A 20,695-nucleotide genomic window follows, 5' to 3' on the forward strand; every position below is an offset into this window, starting at 1 on the left:
CGACACCACCGCGATGTCGCGCCGGCGTCTCGGCCTTCTTCGCGGGCACATCACCGTGAGTGACGACGCGATGAACCTCGACGGGTCCCTCCGGTCCTGCCGAGAGGAAGCACAGCCTTGATGAGGAGCACTTCTGCTTCCGCGACGGGGAAGCCTGCGAGCCCCGATGCGAGGAGCCCCCGCCGATCCGCAGCACGCCCCGACCGGACGTCCGGTGATCTGATCCGAGCACCTCCGAGCAGCGTCGCAAGGGAGGAGTGGGGCTGATGCGATCCGACCTGGAGCCGATACCGTTCGAGCGGGATCGTCGCGCCTGTGCGACGGCCGTGAGAGGGGAATCACATGCTCCGACAGTCCAGCCGCCGAGTACGCATGACATCCATCGGCATCGCCGCCATGACCTTCGCCACCGCACTGACGGTCGGTGCCGCCGTGCCGGCACGAGCCGACGTCGCGTACGGGACGCTGCAGGGAACGGTGAGCGGCGCCGGAGCCGGTCCGGTCGCAGGCGCGAACGTGATCCCCATCAGCGAAGAGGGGTACCAGGTCGGGGACGGTGCAACGAGCGACGCGCAGGGTGACTACTCCGTGCGCGTCGAGACCGGCACCTACCGGCTGGCGATCCAACCGCCGGCGGGGAGCGAGTGGGGCTCACAGATGTGGGACGGGGTCCTCACCACCGCGGAAGCGACCGAGGTCGACATCACTGCCGACTCCGTCGCCACGGCGGACGTGACTCTCACCCCCGGCTCGACCGTCTCCGGCCGGGTCACGTGCGACGGCGTCCCGACCGGGGGGATCACCGTCGGCGCGGTGAACCGCATCAACCTCTTGCTGGGGCGTTCAGCGGTGACGGAACCGGACGGCACCTACGCGATCACCGGAGTCATCCCGGGGAACGTCGAGATCTCGTTCCAGCCCTTCCCCCTCGACTGCATCCCCGAGTTCTGGAAGGACGTCCCCCTCGGAGGAACTCCCACGCCTCTCCTCGTGACCGCGGGCCAGGACCGCACAGGCATCGACGGAGAGCTCTCGAGCACTGCAGCACCCCAGCCCGCCATCCCGGCGAAGGTCGCCGCGGTCCTCGAGCGCCTGGGCATCGACGCGACCGACCCGCGCATCGCCGCCGCCTGCACGACCACGACCGACTCCGCCCTGCAGCGCAGGATCGAGCGCCTCGGCGCGAACGTGTCGCTGTCCACCGTTCGCCAGGTGCGCGCTGCGCTCTGCTGACACTTCTCCTCGCTCCGAGCACGATCACACAGTGCACGCGCAGCACCGCGATCGTCCGGCCACGAAGACCGGTAGCGTCCGCGACGCATCCGCTCGCGGGCCCGCGCGGAAACGCTCCGGTCGTCGCGTAGGAATCGGCTGAGCAGCGCGGACGCGCGGGGCGCGTCGAGCCCCGCCGTCCCCAGCAGGGAGGGTCTGCAGGCCCGTCCATCGGCGCTGGTGGATCTCGATACGCCCGCGGCGCGGGCTACTCGATCAGCATGCAGGTCCCCGTGCGGGCCGGGGGTCTGCATGCTCGTCCGTCGGCGCTGGTGGATCTACTCGGAAGAGACGCCCGCAGACATGCTGGTCGAGTAGCCACGCAGGGGCGTATCGAGACCCACCACCGCAGGAACGTCGGCCTCAGCAGGGCGGGTCTGCAGGCTCGCCCTTGGGCGCTGGTGGATCTACTCGGAAGAGACGCCGTAGACATGCTGGTCGAGTAGCCACGCAGGGGCGTATCGAGACCCACCACCGCAGGGACGTCGGCCTCGTCAGGGCGGGTCTGCAGGCTCGTCGTCGGGCGCTGGAGGATCTCGATGCGCCCGCTGTGCGGGCTACTCGATCAGCAGGGGCCGCGGGGCCCCGCCGCGCAGGCCGACCGCGGGCAGCAGCACGTTGTCGACCAGGGAGATCAGGTAGTCGCGGTCGACCGGCTCGCGCATCAGGAGCACGCGGTAGGAGACCATCGAGGGGGTCAGGACGGCGAGCATGTCGACGTCGACGTCGGCCGGGATCTCGCCGCGGTCGATGGCGCGGCGCAGGAGCGTCCGGTTGGCGCGGGCGCGCGGCTCGACGATCGCCTGGCGGACGGCGTCGGCGAGCTCCGGGGCCTTCGAGATCATCGCGACGACGCCGGACATGATCCGGAGCTTCCGCTCGGCGTCCTCGATCGCGCGCGGGCGGATCAGGGCGACCAGGTCCCCGCGCAGGGTGCCGGTGTCGGGGAGCGCGTCCTGGTCGAGGTCCGCGCCCTTGAGGCAGGCGACGGCCTCGAGCACCAGCTCGGCCTTCGACTCCCAGCGGCGGTAGAGGGTGGCCTTGCCTGCCTTCGCGCGGGCGGCGACCATGTCGATCGTCATGCCGTCGTAGCCGGTCTCGGCGAGCACGTCGAGGGCGGCGGTGAGGATCTCGCCGTCGCGGTTCGGGTCGCGGCGGCGGCCGGGGCGCGCGGGAGCATCGCAGGCCGTGGCGGCGGGGGGAGTGGGCGGCGTCATCGCGGCTTCTCCAATCGGTTCGGGAGGGCCGCGCGAACGGCCCGTGTGAACACCATGCTAATTGAAGAACTCCGCAGTTCCGAAACTAGCGAGTCTCGTATATGGTCTCCTCCATGTCGCAGACCACATCACTGCCGGACTCCGCCGCCCCCGCGGTTCCGGCCCCGTCCTCCCGCCGCTGGTGGACGCTCGTCGCCGTCGGGCTCGCCCAGCTCATGGTCGTGCTCGACTCCACCGTCGTGAACATCGCGCTCCCCGCCGCCCAGGCCGACCTCGGCTTCTCGGACGGCGACCGCCAGTGGGTCGTCACCGCCTACTCGCTCGCCTTCGGCAGCCTCCTCCTCCTCGGAGGCCGCCTCTCCGACCTGATCGGCCGCAAGCGCACCTTCATCATCGGCCTGATCGGCTTCGCGATCGCCTCCGCCCTCGGTGGAGCCGCCCCGAACTTCGAGCTGCTCATCGCGGCCCGCGCCCTGCAGGGCGTCTTCGGCGCCCTCCTCGCGCCGACCGCCCTCGCCGTGCTCACCACCACCTTCACCGTCCCGAAGGAGCGGGCCCGCGCGTTCGGCGTCTTCGGCGCGATCGCCGGTGCCGGCGGCGCGGTTGGCCTCCTCCTCGGCGGCGTGCTGACCGAGAGCTTCGACTGGCGCTGGAACCTCTACATCAACGTCGTGATCGCGGTCGTCGCGGTCATCGGCGCCATCGTCTTCGTGCCGACCATCGACCGGGTCGGCCCGCGCCCGAGGCTCGACGTCCCCGGGACGATCCTCGTCTCGGCCGCCCTCTTCGGTCTGGTCTTCGGCTTCGCCAACGCGGAGACCGACGGCTGGGACTCGCCGATGACCTGGGTGCCGCTCGCCGCGGCCGTCGTGCTCCTCGTCGGCTTCGTCCTCCGCCAGCGCAGCACCGAGCACCCGCTGCTGCCGCTGCAGATCGTGCTCGACCGCGACCGCGGCGCCGCGTACCTCTCGGTGCTGATCGCCGGCGCGGGGATGTTCGGGATCTTCCTCTTCGTCACCTACTACCTGCAGGTCTCGCTCGGCTACTCGCCCATCCAGACCGGGCTGTCGTTCCTGCCGATGATCGGGATGCTGGTGCTCGCCGCGCAGCTCTCGACCAACCTGCTCCTGCCGCGCTTCGGCCCGAAGATCATGGTGACCTTCGGCATGCTGCTCGGCGTGGTCGGCATGCTGCTGCTCACCCGCCTCGACCTCGACAGCGGCTACGCGGCCGACGTGCTGCCGGCGCTGATGGTGCTCGGCTTCGCGATGGGCTCGATCATGCCCGGCTCGATGCAGACCGCCACCCGCGGAGTCGACATGCGCTTCGCCGGCGTCGCCTCGGCGATGGTCAACACCAGCCAGCAGGTCGGCGGCTCGATCGGCACCGCGCTGCTGAACACGCTCGCGGCGACGGCGGTCACCGACTACCTCCTCAGCCACACCCCGACGACGGCGGCGACCGCGGCGGAGGCCGCGGTGCAGAGCTACGCGGTCGCCTACGGCTGGGGCGCGGGCTTCTTCGCCCTCGGCGCGGTGCTCTCGGTGCTGCTGTTCCGCCGCCGCTCGGCGGGCCTCGCGGTCTCGACCGGAGCCTCCGCGGAGCCGGTGCTCGCGCACTGACCTCACGACAGCATCGACCCGCGCGTCCGGCCGGGACTCCCGCATCAGCGGGGGCCCCGGCCGTTCGCCGTTCCCCGGACGTGTCGGCGTGTTGCGCCGCGGGTCGCCCCGGGTCGGGTGGCTGCGTAGCGTCGGGGGATGCCCGAGACCCTCGACATCGTCCACCTGCGCACGCTCGTGGCGATCGCCGACTGCGGGGGCTTCGGCCGGGCGGCGGTGGCGCTGCACATCAGCCAGCCGACCGTCTCGCAGCACGTCCGCACCCTCGAGCGGCGCCTCGAGCGCACCTTCATCGAGAAGGTCGGGCGCAGGGCCCGCTTCACGCCGGCCGGCGAGCGGCTCCTGGTGCAGGCCCGCCGGATTTTGGCGGTGCACGACGACGCGCTCGAGCTGCTCGACGCGGCGAGCGAGAACCCGCTCGCCCTCGGCCTGACCGAGCCGGCCGCGGAGCAGCTGCTGCCCCGCCTGCTCGAGACGCTGCACCGCGCCTTCGACGACCGCCCGCTCACCTTCACACTCGACCGCTCCACTCACCTGGCGGAGGCGGTGGCGCGGGGCGTCGTCGATCTCGCGGTCATCCTCGGCGTGGGCGGCGACCTGCCGGGCCGCCAGGTCGCGACGCTGCCGCTCGACTGGTACTCGGCACCCGGCTGGCAGCCGCCGGAGGGCGCGCCGATCCCGCTCGTCGCCTACTCCGAGCCGTGCGGGATGCGACAGCGCGCGCTGCAGCAGCTCGGCGCCTTCGGTCACGAGGTGCGGGTGGTCGCCGAGTCGGCGGGGTTGGAGGGCGTGATCGCGGCGGCCCGCGCCGGTGTCGGAGTCGCGGTGCTGCCGACCGCGCACCGCGGCACGGTCGCCGAGGGACTCGTCGAGCGGCACGACCTGCCGGCGCTCGGCTCGGTCAACCTGCGCCTGGTCTCGCGGCGCGGTCTGGCTCCGGACGTCGAGGACACGGCGCTCACTGCGCTCGCGGAGGTCTTCGGCACGGTGCGGGCACGGCCGGTCGCGGTACCCGCGGGCGCGCGAGTGTGACCTCCGTCGCCGGTCGCCGGCGCGGGTGTGACGAAGAGTTACCAACGATCGGGATCGCCGATCGGAACGCATCCGGAATCATCGTTGGACGCCCGGAGCACCTCGCCCGTAGCGTCGGAGCCATGACGTTCCCGCCCGCCCTCACCGCCGCCGCGCCGCCCGGCGCGACCGGTGCAGCGAGCCGCGGGAGCATCGGCGTCCTCGGCTCCGCAGGTCGGATGCCCGGCACTCGAATGTCCTCGGACGGGAACCCCTTCGCGCCGGTGCGCGGATGTTCCTGTCCGGTCTCCCGCTGACGCCTCCGCGTCGCCCGACTCCTCCGCCCGACGACCGGCACCAGCCGCCCCCGTCCCGGCCTCTGCGCGCCGCCGCCCGCCTCCGCGGCCGCCGCGCGTCCCTCTCTCGGCGCCGTCCCGCGCTCCTCCGGCGTGCCCGCGCGCCTCCCCGGTGCGCCTCCGCACCCTCTCGAAAGGACCTCCCATGACCGTCGAGTTCATCTCCGCGATCAACGTCAACCACTCGAACGAGGTCAACGGCCTGGCCGACCCGGCCATCGACGTGGCCTACCTGCGCCGCTACTCCCGGATCCTCGAGGACGGCGGCTTCGACTACACGCTGGTGCCCTACGGCTCGGCCGGGCACGACCCGTTCACGATCGCCGCCGCGGTGACCCAGTACACCGAGCACCTGAAGCCGATCGTCGCGCTGCGGCCCAACACGGTCTACCCGACCGTCGCGGCGAAGGCGCTCGCCACCCTCGACCAGCTCTCGGGCGGCCGGGCCGTCGTGCACTTCATCGCCGGCGGGAACGACCACGAGCAGGCCCGCGAGGGCGACCGGCTGAGCAAGGCCGAGCGCTACGCCCGGCAGGAGGAGTACCTCCGCATCCTCCGGAAGGTCTGGTCGGCGACCGAGCCGTTCGACCACGAGGGGGAGTACTACCGCTTCGAGGACTTCGTCTCGCGGGTGCGGCCGGTGCGCGGCACCATCCCGATCTCGGTCGGCGGCTCGAGCGACGAGGCCTACCGCCAGGGCGGCGCGCTCGCGGACGTCTTCGGCCTCTGGGGCGAGCCGCTGGCCGACACCCAGCAGCAGATCGACCGGATCGCGGACGCGGCGCTCGCCGCCGGCCGCGCCGACACCCCGCGCACCTGGGTCACCTTCCGGCCGATCATCGCGCCGACCGAGGAGCTCGCCTGGGAGAAGGCGCACCGGATCCTCGGCATCCTGCAGAGCCGCGGCGGCACGACGAACCCGCGCAAGGGCGAGAAGGGGCTCTGGGTGCAGACGCCGAGCGCCACCGGCCCGGCGAACGTCGGCTCGCAGCGCCTGCTCGACATCGCGCGGCGGAAGGACCTGCACGACCGCGCGCTCTGGACGCCGACCGCGACCGCGACCGGGGCGGCCGGCGCCTCCACCGCGCTCGTCGGCACGCCGGAGACGGTCGCCGCGGCGATCCTCGACTACGTCGACCTCGGCGCCGACCTGATCTCGATCCGCGGCTACGACAACCTGAACGACGCGGTCGACTACGGCCGGTACGTCATCCCGCTGGTCCGCGAGGAGCTCGCGCACCGCGAGGCGACCGGGCGCCGCGGCGAGATCGTCGCGCAGCCGCCGCTCGAGGCCGAGCTGGCCGGGGCGATCGCGTGACGCTGCTCACGGGACCCGCCGCCACGGTCCGCCCCGCCGCCGTCATCCTGCCCGCGCCCGACCTCTCCGACCGCGCGCTCGCCCGGGTCACCGTCCGCCTGGCCGAGACCGCCGAGCACTACGACCGCACCGCCGAGTTCCCCCGGCAGGGGATCCAGGCGGTGCACGAGGCGGGACTGCTCTCCCTCGGAGTCGGCACCCGCTACGGCGGCACGCCCGCCTCCACCGTCGACCTCGTCCGCGTCTTCGGCGCGCTCGGCCAGGGCGATCCGGCGGTCGCGCTGATCTCGGCGATGACCGTGCTGCAGCACGCCGCGCAGGACCGCGCTGCGCTCTGGCCGGAGGAGCTCTACCGCTCGGTGCTCGCCGACTCCGCCGAGCGCCCCGTGCTGCTCAACGCGGTGCGCGCCGAGCCCGAGTGGGGCGCTCCCGCCCGGGGCGGCCTGCCTGCCACCACGATCCGCCGCGACGGCGACGGCTGGCTGCTCGAGGGCCGCAAGGGCTTCGCCACCGGCTCGGAGGGGCTGGCGTACCACCTGGTCTGGGCAGTCGATCACGGCGGCGCGTCGGGCGAGCCCGAGCTCGCGCACGCGATCGTGCCCGGCGATGCCGCGGGCGTCCGGATCGAGCGGACCTGGGACCACCTGGGCCAGCGGGCCTCGAGCACGCACGACGTGGTCTACGAGCAGGTCCGCCTGCCGCTCGAGCACTTCCGCGGCACGCCCCGCTCGCAGCTCGCGCCCGAGGCCGGAGCGGCCGGCGGCTTCGGCCTCGCCGTCGCGGCGCTCTACGTCGGCGTCGGACGGGCGGCGCAGAGCTTCTTCGTGCGCTTCGCGAACGAGCGGGTCCCGACCTCGCTCGGCCGGCCGATCGCCACCACGGAGCGGATCCGCTCGGTCGCCGGCGAGATCCAGGCGCAGCTGGTTCAGGCCGAGGAGGTGCTGCTCTCGCTGGCCGCGCGAGTGGACGCGGGTGATCCGCGCGCCGCCGAGCGCCTCATCGTCGGCAAGCTGCTCGCCACCCGCTCGGCCGTCACCGCGGTCGAGACGGCCGTCGCCGCGCTCGGCAACCCCGGTCTCACCCGCCACCACCCGCTCGAGCGGCACCTCCGCGATGTCCTCGCCTCCCGGGTGCACCCGCCGCAGGACGACGCCGCCCTCCTGATCGCCGGCACGCGCTCGCTCGCGGCCGCCGCGCTCTGACAGCCCCGCACTCCGACACCCCCGCTCTTCGACACCCCGCACTTCGACTTCTCTGCACGGGAGACCACCCTCATGACGTTCCACCGCTCACGCTCCTTCCGACGATCCGGCACCGCCGCCGCCGCGCTCGCCCTCGCCTCCGCGCTGGCCCTCTCCGCCTGCTCGGGCGCCTCGGGCGCGGGCGCCGTCTCCGACGACGCGACCCCCGTCGACGGCGGCCGGCTCTCGCTGGCCTTCTTCCCCGACAACGCCGCGTTCTCCTGCGTCGACCCGTTCCAGACCTACTGGATCGAGCACCGCACCGTGATCCGCAACGTCGCCGACTCGCTCACCGACCAGGATCCGGAGACCGGCGAGATCCAGCCCTGGCTCGCGACCGACTGGAGCGTCAACGACGCGGGCACCGAGTACACCTTCGACCTGCGCACCGACGTCACCTTCTCCGACGGCACGCCCTTCACCGCGGAGAGCGTGAAGACCTCGTTCGACAACGACAAGGCCACCCTCGCGCAGCTGCCCTCGGCCTACGGAGGCGTCTACCTCGCCGGCTACTCGGGCACGGAGGTCGTGGACGCCGACACCGTGAAGGTCGTCTTCTCCACGCCGAACGCCGCGTTCCTGCAGGGCACCTCGACCACCAACCTCGCGATCCTCGCCGCCTCCTCGTACGAGAAGACGCCCGAGGAGCGCTGCCTCGGTGGGATCGTCGGCTCCGGCCCGTTCACGCTGACCGGCTACACCCCCGGTACCGGCATCACGCTGGACAGGCGTCCGGGCTACGCCTGGGGCTCGGCCCTGCGCGAGAACACCGGGGAGGCGCACCTCGACGGGATCGACATCAGCTACGTCGCCGAGGACAGCGTCCGCGTCGGGCAGCTGACCAGCGACGAGATCGACATCGCCTGGCCGCGGAACCCGATCTCGGAGAACGACCAGGCCGTGATCACCGGCTCCGGCGACACCGTCGTGAGCCGCTCGCTGCCGGGCCCCGCGAGCAACTACTACCCGAACGTCGCCGAGGGGAAGATCCTCTCGGACGAGAGGGTGCGGCAGGCCGTGCAGAAGGCGATCGACCGCGAGACCTACGCGACGACCGTCTTCGGCGCCGGCTACCCGGCCGCGACCAGCATCTACAACACCACCACGCCGTTCTTCAAGGACGAGTCGTCGAAGCTCGCCTTCGACGCCGAGGGCGCGGGCGAGCTGCTGGACGAGGCGGGCTGGGAGCTCGGCGACGACGGCTACCGCTCGAAGGACGGGCAACGGCTCACGCTGTCGGTGCCGATCGTCACCCAGTTCGGCGCCGGTGATCAGCTGATCCAGGACCAGCTGAAGCAGGTCGGCATCGAGCTCGAGCTGAACGTGATCACCAACGCCCAGCGCGCCGACGTGCTCAACAGCGGCGACTACGACCTGATCTCGACCTACTACACGCGGGCCGATCCGGGAGTGATCCAGTGGATCATCGACTCCCGGTACGCCGGCTCGAAGGCGCAGGCGACGAACGGCCTCGACGCCGAGCAGGCCGCGACCGTGCAGGCCCTGCTCGACGAGGGCGTGCAGACGGTCGACACCGCGGCCCGCGCCGAGGTCTACGGCGAGCTGCAGGACTACCTCATCGACAATGCACTGGTCTTCCCGTTCGCCGAGCGGGTGCAGCTGGCGGGCGTCTCGTCGGCGGTGCACGGCTTCCGCTTCACCTCGGAGGCGTTCGGCGACTTCGCCGACGCCTGGATCCAGCCGTGACCGCGCTCGGCTCGGCCCCGGCGGCGGTGGCTCCGGAGACGGCACCGGGGAGGCCGGGCACCCGCTCGGCCCCCTCGGGCCTCGGCCGCTACCTGATCGGCCGGCTCGGCCAGGCGGTGCTGGTGCTCTGGGCCGCCTACACCGTGACCTTCGCGGTGCTGTGGCTGCTGCCGAGCGACCCGCTGGCGCTCCTGCTCTCGGCCAACAACGTCGAGGTGGACTCGCTCACCCCGCAGCAGCTCGCCGAGGCCCAGGCGCGCTACGGCCTGGACCAGCCGGTCTGGCAGCAGTACGCGACGATGCTCGGCAACGCGCTGCGGGGCGACTTCGGCACCTCGATCACCAAGGGCATCCCGGTCACCGACCTGATCGCCGAGAAGCTGCCCGGCACCCTGCAGCTCAGCGCCCTGGCGATCGGCCTCGCGCTGATCGGCGGCACGGTGCTCGCCTACCTGGCGGCGTACGTCCGCTGGGCGCCGCTGAAGACGGTGCTCGGCCGGCTGCCCTCCGCGGGCGTGGCGTTCCCCGGCTTCTGGATCGGCCTGCTGCTCATCCAGTTCTTCGCCTTCTCGCTGCACCTGCTGCCCTCCACCGGCAGCGCGACCCCGGCGAGCCTGATCCTGCCGGCGGTCACCATGGCGATCCCCACCTCGGCGATGCTCGCCCAGGTGCTGATCCGCAGCTTCGCGGACGTCGAGGCGGAGGCCTACATCACCACGGCCCGCGCCAAGGGCCTCTCCCGCGGCGCGGTGCAGTGGCGGCACGCCTTCCGCAACGCCTCGCTGCCGACGCTGACGATCCTCGGGATCCTGGCCGGCAACACCGTCACGGGAGCGATCGTCGCCGAGACGATCTTCGCCCGGCAGGGCATCGGCACGCTCGCCCAGGAGTCGGTGCTCACCCAGGACGTGCCGGTCGTCCAGGCGATCGTCGTGCTGGCGGCCGTCGTGTTCGTCGGCATCAACCTCCTGGTCGACCTGCTCTACCCCCTCCTCGATCCGCGCATCACCTCGACACCGAAGGCGAGCCGACCATGACTCTCGAACTCACCCGGCCCGAAGCGCTCGTCGTCCCCGAGCCGCTCACCCGCGCGGCGCACGGCCGGGGTGCCCGCCGCGTGCGGATCCTCCGCCTGCTGCTGCGCCGTCCGGGCTTCGTCCTGGCGCTGGTCTTCGTGCTGTTCGTCCTGGCCTCGGCGATCGCTCCGGCGCTCTTCACCGGTGTCGACCCGACGGCGACCGCGCCGGCCGACAAGCTGCAGGCGCCGAGCCTCGTGCACCTCTTCGGCACCGACGAGCTGGGCCGCGACCTGTTCGCGCGGGTCCTGCACGGCGGGGCGCTGACGGTGCAGGCGACGGTGATCGCTCTCGCGATCGCCCTGGTCGGCGGGCTGACGCTCGGCGTGGTCTCCGGCTCCGCGGGCGGAGTGGTGGACGCGGTGATCATGCGCGTGGTGGACGTGCTGCTCGCGATCCCCGGGCTGCTTCTCGCCCTGGCGATCGTGACGGCGATCGGCTTCGGCACGCTGCCGGTGGCGCTCGCCGTGGGCATCGGCATCCTGCCCGGCTTCGCGCGCACCACCCGCGCCGAGGTGCTCCGGGTGCGCACGCTGCCCTACGTCGAGGCCGCGCGCACCGGAGGGGCGAGCCGGCTGCGCGTGCTCGTGCGGCACGTGCTGCCCAACTCCTGGGGGCCGGTCGCCGTGCTGGCCGTGCTCGATCTCGGCACCGCGATCATCGCGATCGCCGCGCTGAGCTTCCTCGGCTTCGGCGCGGCGCCGCCCGCGGCGGAGTGGGGGACGCTGATCTCCAGCGGCCGCAACTACCTCGTCACCAGCCCGTGGCTGTCGCTGCTGCCGGGGCTCTTCGTCGGGCTCCTCGTCTTCGCGCTCAACCACGTGGCCAAGAGCCTCGAGGAGGTGCAGCGATGAGCGCCGCGGTGATCCGATCCGTCGGCCCCGCCGCGTCCGGCCCGCTCGTGCGGCTCGACCGGCTCAGCGTCGCCTACGGCGAGCGCACGGTCGTGCACGAGGTCTCGCTCGAGATCGCGCCCGGCGAGATCGTCGCCGTGGTCGGCGAGTCCGGCTCGGGCAAGTCGACGACCGCGAACGCCGTGCTCGGCCTGCTGCCCTCCGGCGGCCGGATCACCGGCGGCTCGATCGCGCTCGCCGGCGAGGACGTGACGCACGCGGCGGAGAAGCGGCTCCGGCACCTGCGCGGCCGGTTCGTCGGCCTCGTCCCGCAGGACCCGATGGTCGGCCTCAACCCGACGCTGCGCATCGGCGCCCAGGTGGCGGAGGCGGTGCGCCTGCGCGGCGTCGACCGCCGCTCCGTCGACGCCGAGGTGCTCGAGGCGCTGCGGCAGTCGGGCATCGACGATCCGGAGCTGCGCGCCCGGCAGTACCCGCACGAGCTGTCCGGCGGGCTGCGCCAGCGGGCGCTGATCGCGATCGCGCTGGCCGGCCGGCCGCGGCTGATCATCGCCGACGAGCCGACCTCCGCCCTGGACGTCACCGTGCAGAAGCGCCTGCTCGACCACCTGCAGTCGCTCGTCCGCGAGCAGGGCATCGCGCTGCTGATCATCACCCACGACCTGGCCGTCGCCGCCGACCGGGCCGACCGCGTCCTCGTGCTGCGGGAGGGCAGGGTGGTGGAGCAGGGCCCACCCGCGCGGATCCTGGTCGCGCCGAGGGAGGAGTACACCCGCGAGCTGCTCGCGGCGGCGCCGGGACTCGGCGGCGAGCTCGTGCCGCGCTTCGAGCACGTCGAGCCGGCTCCCGAGATCGTGCGGGTCGAGAACGTGGTGAAGGACTTCGCGCTGCCGGGCCGCCGCCCGCCGTACCGCGCGCTCGACGACGTCTCGTTCTCGATCCGCGCGGGGCAGACCCTCGCGCTCGTGGGGGAGTCGGGCTCGGGCAAGACGACGGCGCTGCGGATCGCCCTCGGTCTCGAGCGGGCGTCGAGCGGCCGGGTGCTCGTGGAGGGGGAGGACCTCACCGCGGCGAGCGACCGGCAGTGGCGGCCGCTGCGCCGGCGGATCCAGCTGGTGCAGCAGAACCCGTTCGCCGCGCTCGACCCGCGCTTCACGGTGCTGGAGTCGGTCGTCGAGCCGCTGGTCTCGTTCCGGATCGGCGACCGCGCCTCGCGGCTGGAGCGGGCCCGCGAGCTGCTCGACCGGGTCGGGCTGCCCGGCTCCTTCCTCTCCCGGCTGCCGGCCGAGCTCTCCGGCGGGCAGCGCCAGCGGGTCGCCATCGCGCGCGCGCTCGCCCTGGGCCCGGACCTCGTGCTGCTCGACGAGCCGGTCTCCGCGCTGGACGTGTCGGTGCAGGCGCAGATCCTCGAGCTCCTGGTCGAGCTGCAGCGCGACCTCGGCGTCGCCTACCTCTTCGTCTCGCACGACCTGGCCGTCGTCGCCGAGGTCTCGCACGAGGTCGTCGTCCTCGACCGCGGGCGGGTGCAGGAGGCGGGCACCACCGCCCGCGTCTTCGGCTCGCCCGCGGCGGAGTACACCCGCACCCTGCTCGCGGCGATCCCCGGGCGAGCGGCGATGCGCCCGTGAGCGGCCGGTTCCTCGTGATCGGCGGCGGCGCCGTCGGCTCCGTCCTCGCGGCGCAGCTACACCTGGCCGGGCAGCCGGTCGTGCTCGTGGCGCGCGGGGAGCACCTGCGGCTCCTCCGCGAGAACGGGCTGCGGGTGCGCCGACCCGCGGGCGACGAGATCGTGCGGCTGCCCGTCGCGGGCGGCCCCGCGGAGGCGGCGCCGGCGCGCGGGGACGTCCTCGTGCTCGCGGTGAAGGCGCAGGACGCGGAGGCGGCGCTCGCCGAGTGGGCCTGGACGCCGCTCGCCGGGGGAGGGGCCGGCGCCGAGCTGCCGGTGCTGACCCTGCAGAACGGACTCGCCACCGAGGACAGCGCGCTGCGCCGCTTCGCCGCGGTCTACGGGGTGTCGATCGGCATCGCCGCGAGCTTCCTGGTGCCCGGCGAGGTCGTCTCGCCCTCCTTCCCGACCGTCGGCGTGCTCTGGATCGGCCGGCACCCCGACGCCGCCGATCCGCGCGCGGAGGAGTACGCCGCGATCCTCCGCGGCGCCGGCTTCGCCGCCCGCGCCGTGCCCGACATCGGCGCCTGGAAGGCCCGCAAGCTGCTCGCCAACGCGGCCAACGGCCTCGACCTCTTCGAGGGCCCGGCCGAGCAGCGCGCCGCCGCGCGCGAGCTGCTCGTCGCGGAGGCGCGCGCCGCCCTCGCCGCGAACGGCCTCGCGGTCGCTCCCGACGACGGCACCCGCCTCGCCGTCGAGCCCGTACCCGGCCACACCGCCGGCCGGCTGTCGACCTGGCAGAGCGCCGCCCGCGGCACGAGCAGCGAGATCGACCACCTCACCGGCGAGATCGTCCTGCTCGCCCGCCGCGCCGGCGTGCCCGCCCCTCTGAACGAGCGCCTGCAGCTCCTGCTCGGCCTGCACGGCCGCGCCGCGGCCGCCGCGCCGCTCCCCCTCGCGGACCTGCTCGACCCCGCCGCTGCGGCGCTCACGTCGGTCGAGTAGCCCGCGCTCATGCCGTCGAGTAGCCCCGTCCTCATGCCGCCGAGTAGCCCGGTCCTCATGCCGTCGAGTAGCCGCACCAGGCCGTCCTCATGCTGGTCGAGCAGCCCCGTCCTCATGCTGGTCGAGTAGCCCCGCAGGGGCGTATCGAGACCCACCGTCGCCCGCACTACTGCCCAAGGCGGATCTCGATACGCCCGCTGCGCGGCCTACTCGATCAGCATGCACTCCGCCCCCACGCAGGCCCCGGTGCATGTCGGTCGAGCAGCCCGTGCATGTCGGCCGAGCAGCACTTCCATGTTGGTCGAGTAGCCCCGCAGGGGCGTATCGAGACCCACCCCCTCCGCACCCTCACCCTCCCGTCCGCCCGCCCGAACAAGGAGCCCTCCCATGCCCCTCACCCACCCGCCCACCGCCCCCACCACGGCCACCGCCGCCCGCACCTTCGACGAGCCCGAGGGCATCGCCCCCCGCGGCACCCTCGTCGTCCTCGGCGGCCGCGGCGAGACCCCCGCCGTCTACGAGCGCTTCGGCACCCGCATCGCCCGCGACGCCTACCGCGTCCGCGCCTTCGGCGACGCGACGGCCCCCGGGGTCCGCGACGCCGCGCTCGCCGTCCTCCGCGACCCCGCGACCACCGCGCCGCTCGTGCTCGTCGGCTCCGACGCCGGCGCGGCCGTCGCCCTCGAGCTCGCCGCGTCGGAGCCGGTCGACGCCGTCGTCCTCGCCGGCCTGCCCGTGCGCGCCGAGGGCGGCGAGGGGATCGGCGAGCGGACCGCCTGCCCGAACCACGCCGGCGTCCTCGAGCGCGAGACCGACTCCGCCGCGCGCGACGCCGCCCTCCCGCCCGAGCTGCTCGCGGTCGCCGCGAGCGCCGTCGCCGTCCCGCTGCTCGCGCTGCACGGCGCGGCCGACGCGATCAGCCCGCTCGCGGAGGCGGTCGCCGTCTACCGCACCGCCCCGCGGGCCGAGATCCACGTCCTCGCCGACGGCCGCCACGACGCGCTGAACGACGCGACGCACCGCTCGGCCGCCGCGACGGTGATCCTGTTCCTCGAGCGGGTGAAGGCGTCGGCCGCCGCCGCGCCGATCATCGAGCGGGTCGCGGAGTGAGCGCGCTCGCCCCCGCTGTCGATCCCGCTGTCGACAACGCCGACGCCCCCGCCCTCGACCCCGCCGACGCGCCCGTCGCGATCACCGCCGACGTCCCCACCGCCGACCGCTCCGGCTGGTCGCCCGGCGGCACCCCGCTCGGCGTCGTGCGCGCCCGCACGGTCGACGACGTCCGCGCCGCGCTCCGGCACGCCTCCGCCCACGGCATCCCCGTCGTCACCCGCGGCGCCGCCTCCGGGCTCGCCGGCGGCGCCAGCGCGGGCGAGGGCGTCCTCGTCCTCGACGTCTCGGGCCTGGACCGCATCCTCGAGATCGACCCCGTCGACGGCGTCGCCCGCGTCGAGCCGGGCGTCATCACCGCCGATCTCGATCGCGCCGCCGCCGTGCACGGCCTCCTCTACGCCCCGGACCCCGGCAGCGTCGAGATCGCGACGATCGGCGGCACCATCGCCACCAACGCCGGCGGCCTGCGCGGCGCGAAGTACGGAGTCACGCGCGACGCGGTCCTCGCGCTCGACGTCGTCCTGGCCGACGGCTCGCTCGTCCACCTCGGCCGCGACACCGTGAAGGGCGTCGTCGGCCTCGACCTCACCGCGCTCGTCGTCGGCTCCGAGGGCAGCCTCGGCGTTGTGGTCGGCGCGACCCTCCGCCTGCTGCCCCGGCCGCGAGCGACCGCGACCGCCGCCGCCTTCTTCGCCGACGTGGCCGCGGGCGCCGAAGCCGCCGTCGCCCTCGCCCGCGCAGGACTGCGCCCGAGCGTCCTCGAGCTGGTCGACGACCGCACGCTCGAGGCCATCGACGCCCTGCGCGGCTCGACCCTGGCCGGCCGCGGCGGCGCCTTCCTCCTGGTGCAGACCGACGGCTTCGGCGCCGCCGAGGAGATCGCCGAGGTGCGCGCGGTGCTCGCCGCGACCGCGCTCAGCGTCGAGACCACCCTCGACCCGGCCGAGGGCCTCGCCCTCGCGAGCGCCCGCCGTGACGCCCTGCCCGCGATCGAGGCCCGCGGCCGCGTGCTGATCGAGGACATCGCCGTGCCCCGCTCCCGCCTCGCCGAGGCGATCCGCCGCGTGCACGCGATCGCCGCGGACACCGGCGCCGACGTCTACGTCTTCGCCCACGCCGGCGACGGCAACCTCCATCCGATCATCCGCCTGCGCGACGACACGGAGCAGTCCCGCCGCCAGGCCGACACCGCGGCCGAGGCCGTCTTCGCGCTCGCCCTCGAGCTCGGCGGCACCGTCAGCGGCGAGCACGGCGTCGGCGCCCTCAAGCGCGACTGGGCCCGCCGCGAGCTCGGCCCCGACGTCGTCGCCCTGCAGCGCGCGGTGCAGCGGGTCTTCGATCCGCAGGGCATCCTGAATCCCGGTACCGCGCTGTGAGCGCACCCCTCGAGAGGACCGACATGACCACCACCCTCCGCTCCGACGTGCTCGTCACCCCCGACGAGCTGGAGGCGGCGCTCGCGTCGCCCGAGCCCCCGCTCGTCCTCGACGTGCGCTGGCGCCTCGACCGGCCCGACGGCCGCCCCGCCTACCTCGAAGGCCACGTCCCCGGTGCCGGCTACGTCGACCTCGACCACGAGCTCGCCGCGCACGGCGCTCCGGAGGACGGCCGCCACCCCCTGCCGCCGATCGAGGTGCTGCAGGAGTCGGCGCGCCGCTGGGGACTGCGCCAGGGCCAGGCCGTCGTCGTCTACGACGACCTGAAGAACCTCTCCTCCGCCCGCGCCTGGTGGCTGCTGCGCGCCGCCGGAGTCGCCGACGTGCGCCTCCTCGACGGCTCGCTGCGCGCCTGGACCGGCTCGGGTCGTGCGTTGGAGGCCGGCCCCGTGGAGCCTGTGGGCGGGGACGTCGAGCTGGCCTACGGCGCCCTGCCGGTGCTCGACATCGACGAGGCCGCTGCGCTCCCGTCCACCGGCGTCCTCCTCGACGCCCGCGCCCCCGAGCGCTACCGCGGCGACGTCGAGCCGATCGACCCCCGCGCCGGCCACATCCCCGGCGCTCTGAACGCCCCCGCGACCGGCAACGTCGACGCCGACGGCCGCTTCCTCGACGCCGCCGTCCTGCGCGCCCGCTTCGAGGAGCTCGGCGTCCGCCCCGACGCCCCCGTCGGCGTCTACTGCGGCTCCGGAGTGACCGCCGCCGTCGACGCCGTCGCCCTCACCCTCGCCGGCTTCGCCCCCGCCCTCTACCCCGGCTCCTGGTCCCAGTGGTCGAACACGGCCGGCCGCCCCGTCGCCACGGGCCCGGACGCCTAGCCCCCTCCTGCTGGTCGAGCGGCGCGCAGCGCATACCCTGCCGGTCGAGCAGCGCGCAGCGCACCCCTCCTGCCGGTCGAGTAGCGCGCAGCGCGTATCGAGACCCACCCTCCGGGGGCCGGCCCCGCTTCGGGTCTCGTTGGTGAGGGAAAGGACACGGCGACGCCGCGTCATGCTGGTCGAGTAGCCCCGCAGGGGCGTATCGAGACCCGCCACCACCAGCAGAGCGGGTCTGCAGACTCGCGTTCTGACGGTGGTGGATCTCGATACGCCCGCACCGCGGGCTACTCGATCAACATGACTTTCCCCATACGTACTAGGTGATCTTTCCTACGAGACCCGCCCGCGACCAGAACATCTGCCGAGAGCCACTCACCGCTCATCACTCCGCAGAAGTCGTCGCAGCAGGCACTCGAGCACGACGACTTCTGCGTACTCGCGGCCTCCCGGGCCGTCAGCGCCTCCGACACCTCCAAAGTTGCGGTAGTCGCGTCCGGCTACCGCAACTTCTGCGGAGTCGCCGTCGCCGCGTGCGCCCGCGTCGTGCTCGCTCCGCCGCCGATTCAGCAGAAGTTGCGGTAGTCGCGCTCGACTACCGCAACTTTCGAGGAGTGGGATGGGGCGGCGACGCCCGCCGGCGTCAGCCCAGGCGGGAGTGCTCGCCGAGGTGGTGCCAGGTCCGGTTGTGGTACACCAGCGGCGCGGTGGCATCCGAGTCGTCGGGGACGTGCGCCTCGAGGGCGTGCACGGCGACGATGGTCGACGAGCCCGCCTCCATGCGGTTGATGACGGTGCCGCGGATCCAGGCGGACGCGCCGGGGAAGTAGGGCTCGCCGGTGGGGAGCCGGGACCAGATCGAGGTGTCGGCGAAGCGGTCGATGCCGCTGGTCGAGCCGAGGCGGGCGAGGTCGAGCTGCTCGGCGCCGAGCAGGTGCACGACGAGGGTCTCCGACGCCTGGATGGCCGGCGAGCTCGACGACGCCGAGGACAGCGAGAAGACGAACAGCGGCGGCTCGGCGCTCACGGAGAAGACGGAGGTCGCGGTCAGCGCGACCGGTCCGGTGCCCGGGTCGGCGGTGATCAGCGCGACACCCGCGGCGTGGTTGCGGAAGGCGAGCTTGAACTCCGCGGGCGAGAGCCCGGCGAAGGCGGCGTGCGGCCGGCCGTCGGCAGGCGCCGACCCGACGGACGCGGCGGTGTCGGACGCGGTGGCGAGGTTCTCACGGCTCATCGGAGACTCCAGATCGATCGGGGATGCGGCGCGGAACGGGCCCGTCATCGCGCCGCAGCACGGCCCCTCCAGCCTGTCGCACCGGGCGGAGTCCGTTCGCCTCATTGCGGAGTATGACACCCCCGCCTCCGCCGCCCTCCCCCCCCGAAGCCCGAACCGCTCGTCCGATCTGCAGGCGACGCGACGGCGAGAGCCCTCCCACCCGCGCACGGGGGCGGCACACCCGCCGGATCGCCTGCAGATCGAACACCCCCACCCCCGCGTCCGCTCGAGGCGCAACCCGTGGCACCCCCGCCGCGCAGCGCGCAGACTCGACACCATGGCCCACCGCCCCCGCGAGTCGAGCACCCGCCCCGAGAACAAGACCTGCGCCTCCTGCGGCCGCGAGATCGAGTGGCGCGCCAAGTGGGCGCGCGACTGGGAGAACGTCCGCTACTGCTCCGACGCCTGCCGCCGTCGCGGCGTCGGCCCGGAGGAGCAGCGCCTCGAGGAGGAGATCCGCACCGTCCTCCTCGCCCGCGCCGCGTCCTCCACCGCCTGCCCGTCCGAGGTCGCCCGCCGCGTCGGGGGAGAGGAGTGGCGGCCGCTGATGGAGCCGGTCCGCCGCGCCGCCCGCCGCCTCGTCGACCGCGGCGAGATCGACATCGTCCAGGGCGGGCAGATCGTCGATCCGTCGCGCGCGAAGGGCCCGATCCGCCTGCGCCGCCGCCCCGGCGGGCCCCTGTCGCCCGGCGGCGCCGCCAGCTAGCCTCGCTGACATGCCCAGCAGCGACGCCGTCGTCCTCACCGTTCCCGGACCGCACGGCGACCGGGAGGTGCGCCTCTCCAGCCCGGGCCGCGTGCTGTTCCCGGAGCCCGGCATCACCAAGCGCGAAGTGGCGGAGTACCTGATCGCGGTCGGCGAGGCCTTCGTCGCCGCCAACGGCGACCGGCCGATCTCGCTGCAGCGCTTCTCCTCCGGCATCGACGGCGACCAGTTCTTCTCGAAGAACCCGCCCAAGGGCGCCCCGGAGTACGTCCGCTCCGTCCCCGTCACCTACCCGAGCGGCCGCGTGCACCCGCAGCTCGTGATCGACGAGCCCGCCGTCGCCGTCTGGGCCGCGCAGATGAACACCCTCGTCTTCCACCCGTGGGCGTCCCGCGCCGAGGACTCCGACCGGCCCGACCAGCTCCGCATCGACCTCGATCCGCAGCCGGGCACCGACATCGACGACGCCGTCCGCGCCGCCCACGCGCTCCGCGAGGTGCTGCGCGAGGCCGGCCTGGAGTCGTTCGTGAAGACCTCCGGCAACCGCGGCCTGCACGTCTTCGCGCCGATCGTGCCCGAGCACGAGTTCCTCGACGTGCGGCACGCCGTCATCGCCGCCGCGCGCGAGCTGGAGCGGCGGATGCCCGAGCAGGTCACGACGGCGTGGTGGAAGGAGGAGCGCGGCGAGCGGATCTTCGTCGACTTCAACCAGGCCAACCGCGACCGCACGATGGCCGGCGCCTACAGCCCGCGCCCGCTCGCGCACGCCCCCGTCTCCTGCCCGCTGGAGTGGGAGGAGCTGGACGGCGTCGACCCGACCGCCTTCACGATCCGCACCGTCCCCGAGCGCCTGAGCACGACCGGCGACCCCTGGGCCCGGATGCACGACGCGCCCGGCCGCCTCGACGTGCTGCTCGGCTGGTGGGAGCGCGACCTCTCTGCGGGCCTGGGCGAGCTGCCCTTCCCGCCCGACTTCCCCAAGATGCCGGGGGAGCCGCCCCGCGTCCAGCCGAGCCGCGCGAAGAAGCCGGCGGCGGAGCCCGCGGAGGACGCCGCCGAGTAGT

17 protein-coding genes are annotated in these 20,695 nt (G+C 74.0%); 15 read left to right on the plus strand and 2 right to left on the minus strand.

Annotated elements, in window-relative coordinates; genetic code table 11:
* Positions 1 to 372 precede the first annotated feature (372 nt).
* Positions 373 to 1,233 carry a carboxypeptidase regulatory-like domain-containing protein gene (locus HQQ86_RS17185; RefSeq protein ID WP_173289477.1) on the plus strand — a complete coding sequence of 287 codons (861 nt, stop codon included), beginning with the start codon at positions 373 to 375 and terminating at the stop codon, positions 1,231 to 1,233.
* Between the two features lie 596 nt (positions 1,234 to 1,829).
* On the opposite strand, the gene HQQ86_RS17190 is transcribed toward HQQ86_RS17185, so the two are convergent.
* On the minus strand, positions 1,830 to 2,489 hold the full coding sequence (locus tag HQQ86_RS17190) for a TetR/AcrR family transcriptional regulator (protein WP_173289478.1): 660 nt from the start codon (positions 2,487 to 2,489) through the stop codon (positions 1,830 to 1,832).
* A 113-nt stretch (positions 2,490 to 2,602) separates the two neighbouring features.
* Between HQQ86_RS17190 and HQQ86_RS17195 the strand changes: the two genes are divergently transcribed.
* The 12 genes from HQQ86_RS17195 (at position 2,603) to HQQ86_RS17245 (ending at position 17,652) form a co-directional block, all read left to right on the plus strand.
* Positions 2,603 to 4,111, plus strand: coding sequence for an MFS transporter (locus tag HQQ86_RS17195; RefSeq protein ID WP_173289479.1), 1,509 nt, complete (start codon positions 2,603 to 2,605; stop codon positions 4,109 to 4,111).
* Positions 4,112 to 4,249: 138 nt separating this feature from the next.
* The gene (locus HQQ86_RS17200) at positions 4,250 to 5,143 is read left to right on the plus strand and encodes a LysR family transcriptional regulator (RefSeq protein ID WP_173289480.1); all 894 of its coding nucleotides are present in this window, start codon (positions 4,250 to 4,252) and stop codon (positions 5,141 to 5,143) included.
* A gap of 480 nt (positions 5,144 to 5,623) precedes the next feature.
* Positions 5,624 to 6,796 (plus strand): LLM class flavin-dependent oxidoreductase, encoded by a 1,173-nt coding sequence (locus HQQ86_RS17205; protein ID WP_173289481.1) that lies wholly within the window; start codon positions 5,624 to 5,626, stop codon positions 6,794 to 6,796.
* Positions 6,793 to 7,998: an acyl-CoA dehydrogenase family protein gene (locus HQQ86_RS17210; protein WP_173289482.1), complete on the plus strand. Its 1,206-nt coding sequence runs from the start codon at positions 6,793 to 6,795 to the stop codon at positions 7,996 to 7,998. Before HQQ86_RS17205 ends, HQQ86_RS17210 begins: the two co-directional genes overlap by 4 nt.
* A 72-nt stretch (positions 7,999 to 8,070) precedes the next feature.
* Positions 8,071 to 9,744, plus strand: a complete 1,674-nt coding sequence (locus HQQ86_RS17215; protein WP_173289483.1) for an ABC transporter substrate-binding protein — start codon at positions 8,071 to 8,073, stop codon at positions 9,742 to 9,744.
* A complete protein-coding gene (locus HQQ86_RS17220; RefSeq protein ID WP_367948710.1) occupies positions 9,741 to 10,781 on the plus strand; it encodes an ABC transporter permease in 1,041 nt (346 codons plus the stop codon). The genes HQQ86_RS17215 and HQQ86_RS17220 overlap by 4 nt, the downstream gene beginning before the upstream one ends.
* Positions 10,778 to 11,674 carry an ABC transporter permease gene (locus tag HQQ86_RS17225; RefSeq protein ID WP_173289484.1) on the plus strand — a complete coding sequence of 299 codons (897 nt, stop codon included), beginning with the start codon at positions 10,778 to 10,780 and terminating at the stop codon, positions 11,672 to 11,674. The genes HQQ86_RS17220 and HQQ86_RS17225 overlap by 4 nt, the downstream gene beginning before the upstream one ends.
* The gene (locus HQQ86_RS17230) at positions 11,671 to 13,302 is read left to right on the plus strand and encodes an ABC transporter ATP-binding protein (RefSeq protein WP_173289485.1); all 1,632 of its coding nucleotides are present in this window, start codon (positions 11,671 to 11,673) and stop codon (positions 13,300 to 13,302) included. Before HQQ86_RS17225 ends, HQQ86_RS17230 begins: the two co-directional genes overlap by 4 nt.
* Positions 13,299 to 14,285: a 2-dehydropantoate 2-reductase N-terminal domain-containing protein gene (locus HQQ86_RS22160; RefSeq protein ID WP_173289486.1), complete on the plus strand. Its 987-nt coding sequence runs from the start codon at positions 13,299 to 13,301 to the stop codon at positions 14,283 to 14,285. Before HQQ86_RS17230 ends, HQQ86_RS22160 begins: the two co-directional genes overlap by 4 nt.
* A 387-nt stretch (positions 14,286 to 14,672) precedes the next feature.
* Positions 14,673 to 15,395: an alpha/beta hydrolase gene (locus HQQ86_RS21455; protein WP_254072208.1), complete on the plus strand. Its 723-nt coding sequence runs from the start codon at positions 14,673 to 14,675 to the stop codon at positions 15,393 to 15,395.
* Positions 15,392 to 16,774 carry an FAD-binding oxidoreductase gene (locus tag HQQ86_RS22165; RefSeq protein ID WP_367948711.1) on the plus strand — a complete coding sequence of 461 codons (1,383 nt, stop codon included), beginning with the start codon at positions 15,392 to 15,394 and terminating at the stop codon, positions 16,772 to 16,774. The genes HQQ86_RS21455 and HQQ86_RS22165 overlap by 4 nt, the downstream gene beginning before the upstream one ends.
* Positions 16,775 to 16,797: 23 nt before the next feature.
* Complete coding sequence (locus tag HQQ86_RS17245; RefSeq protein ID WP_173289488.1) at positions 16,798 to 17,652, plus strand: sulfurtransferase; 855 nt, start codon at positions 16,798 to 16,800, stop codon at positions 17,650 to 17,652.
* A gap of 640 nt (positions 17,653 to 18,292) precedes the next feature.
* Here the strand turns inward: HQQ86_RS17245 and HQQ86_RS17250 are convergent.
* The gene (locus HQQ86_RS17250; protein WP_173289489.1) at positions 18,293 to 18,883 is read right to left on the minus strand and encodes a flavin reductase family protein; all 591 of its coding nucleotides are present in this window, start codon (positions 18,881 to 18,883) and stop codon (positions 18,293 to 18,295) included.
* A 319-nt stretch (positions 18,884 to 19,202) separates the two neighbouring features.
* Between HQQ86_RS17250 and HQQ86_RS17255 the strand changes: the two genes are divergently transcribed.
* Positions 19,203 to 19,631: a DUF2256 and DUF3253 domain-containing protein gene (locus tag HQQ86_RS17255; RefSeq protein ID WP_173289490.1), complete on the plus strand. Its 429-nt coding sequence runs from the start codon at positions 19,203 to 19,205 to the stop codon at positions 19,629 to 19,631.
* Positions 19,632 to 19,641: 10 nt separating this feature from the next.
* The gene (gene ligD, locus HQQ86_RS17260; RefSeq protein WP_173289491.1) at positions 19,642 to 20,694 is read left to right on the plus strand and encodes a non-homologous end-joining DNA ligase; all 1,053 of its coding nucleotides are present in this window, start codon (positions 19,642 to 19,644) and stop codon (positions 20,692 to 20,694) included.
* The last annotated feature ends 1 nt before the right edge of the window (position 20,695 follow it).

The organism is Rathayibacter sp. VKM Ac-2857, assembly GCF_013205025.1.
Taxonomy (GTDB): domain Bacteria; phylum Actinomycetota; class Actinomycetes; order Actinomycetales; family Microbacteriaceae; genus Rathayibacter.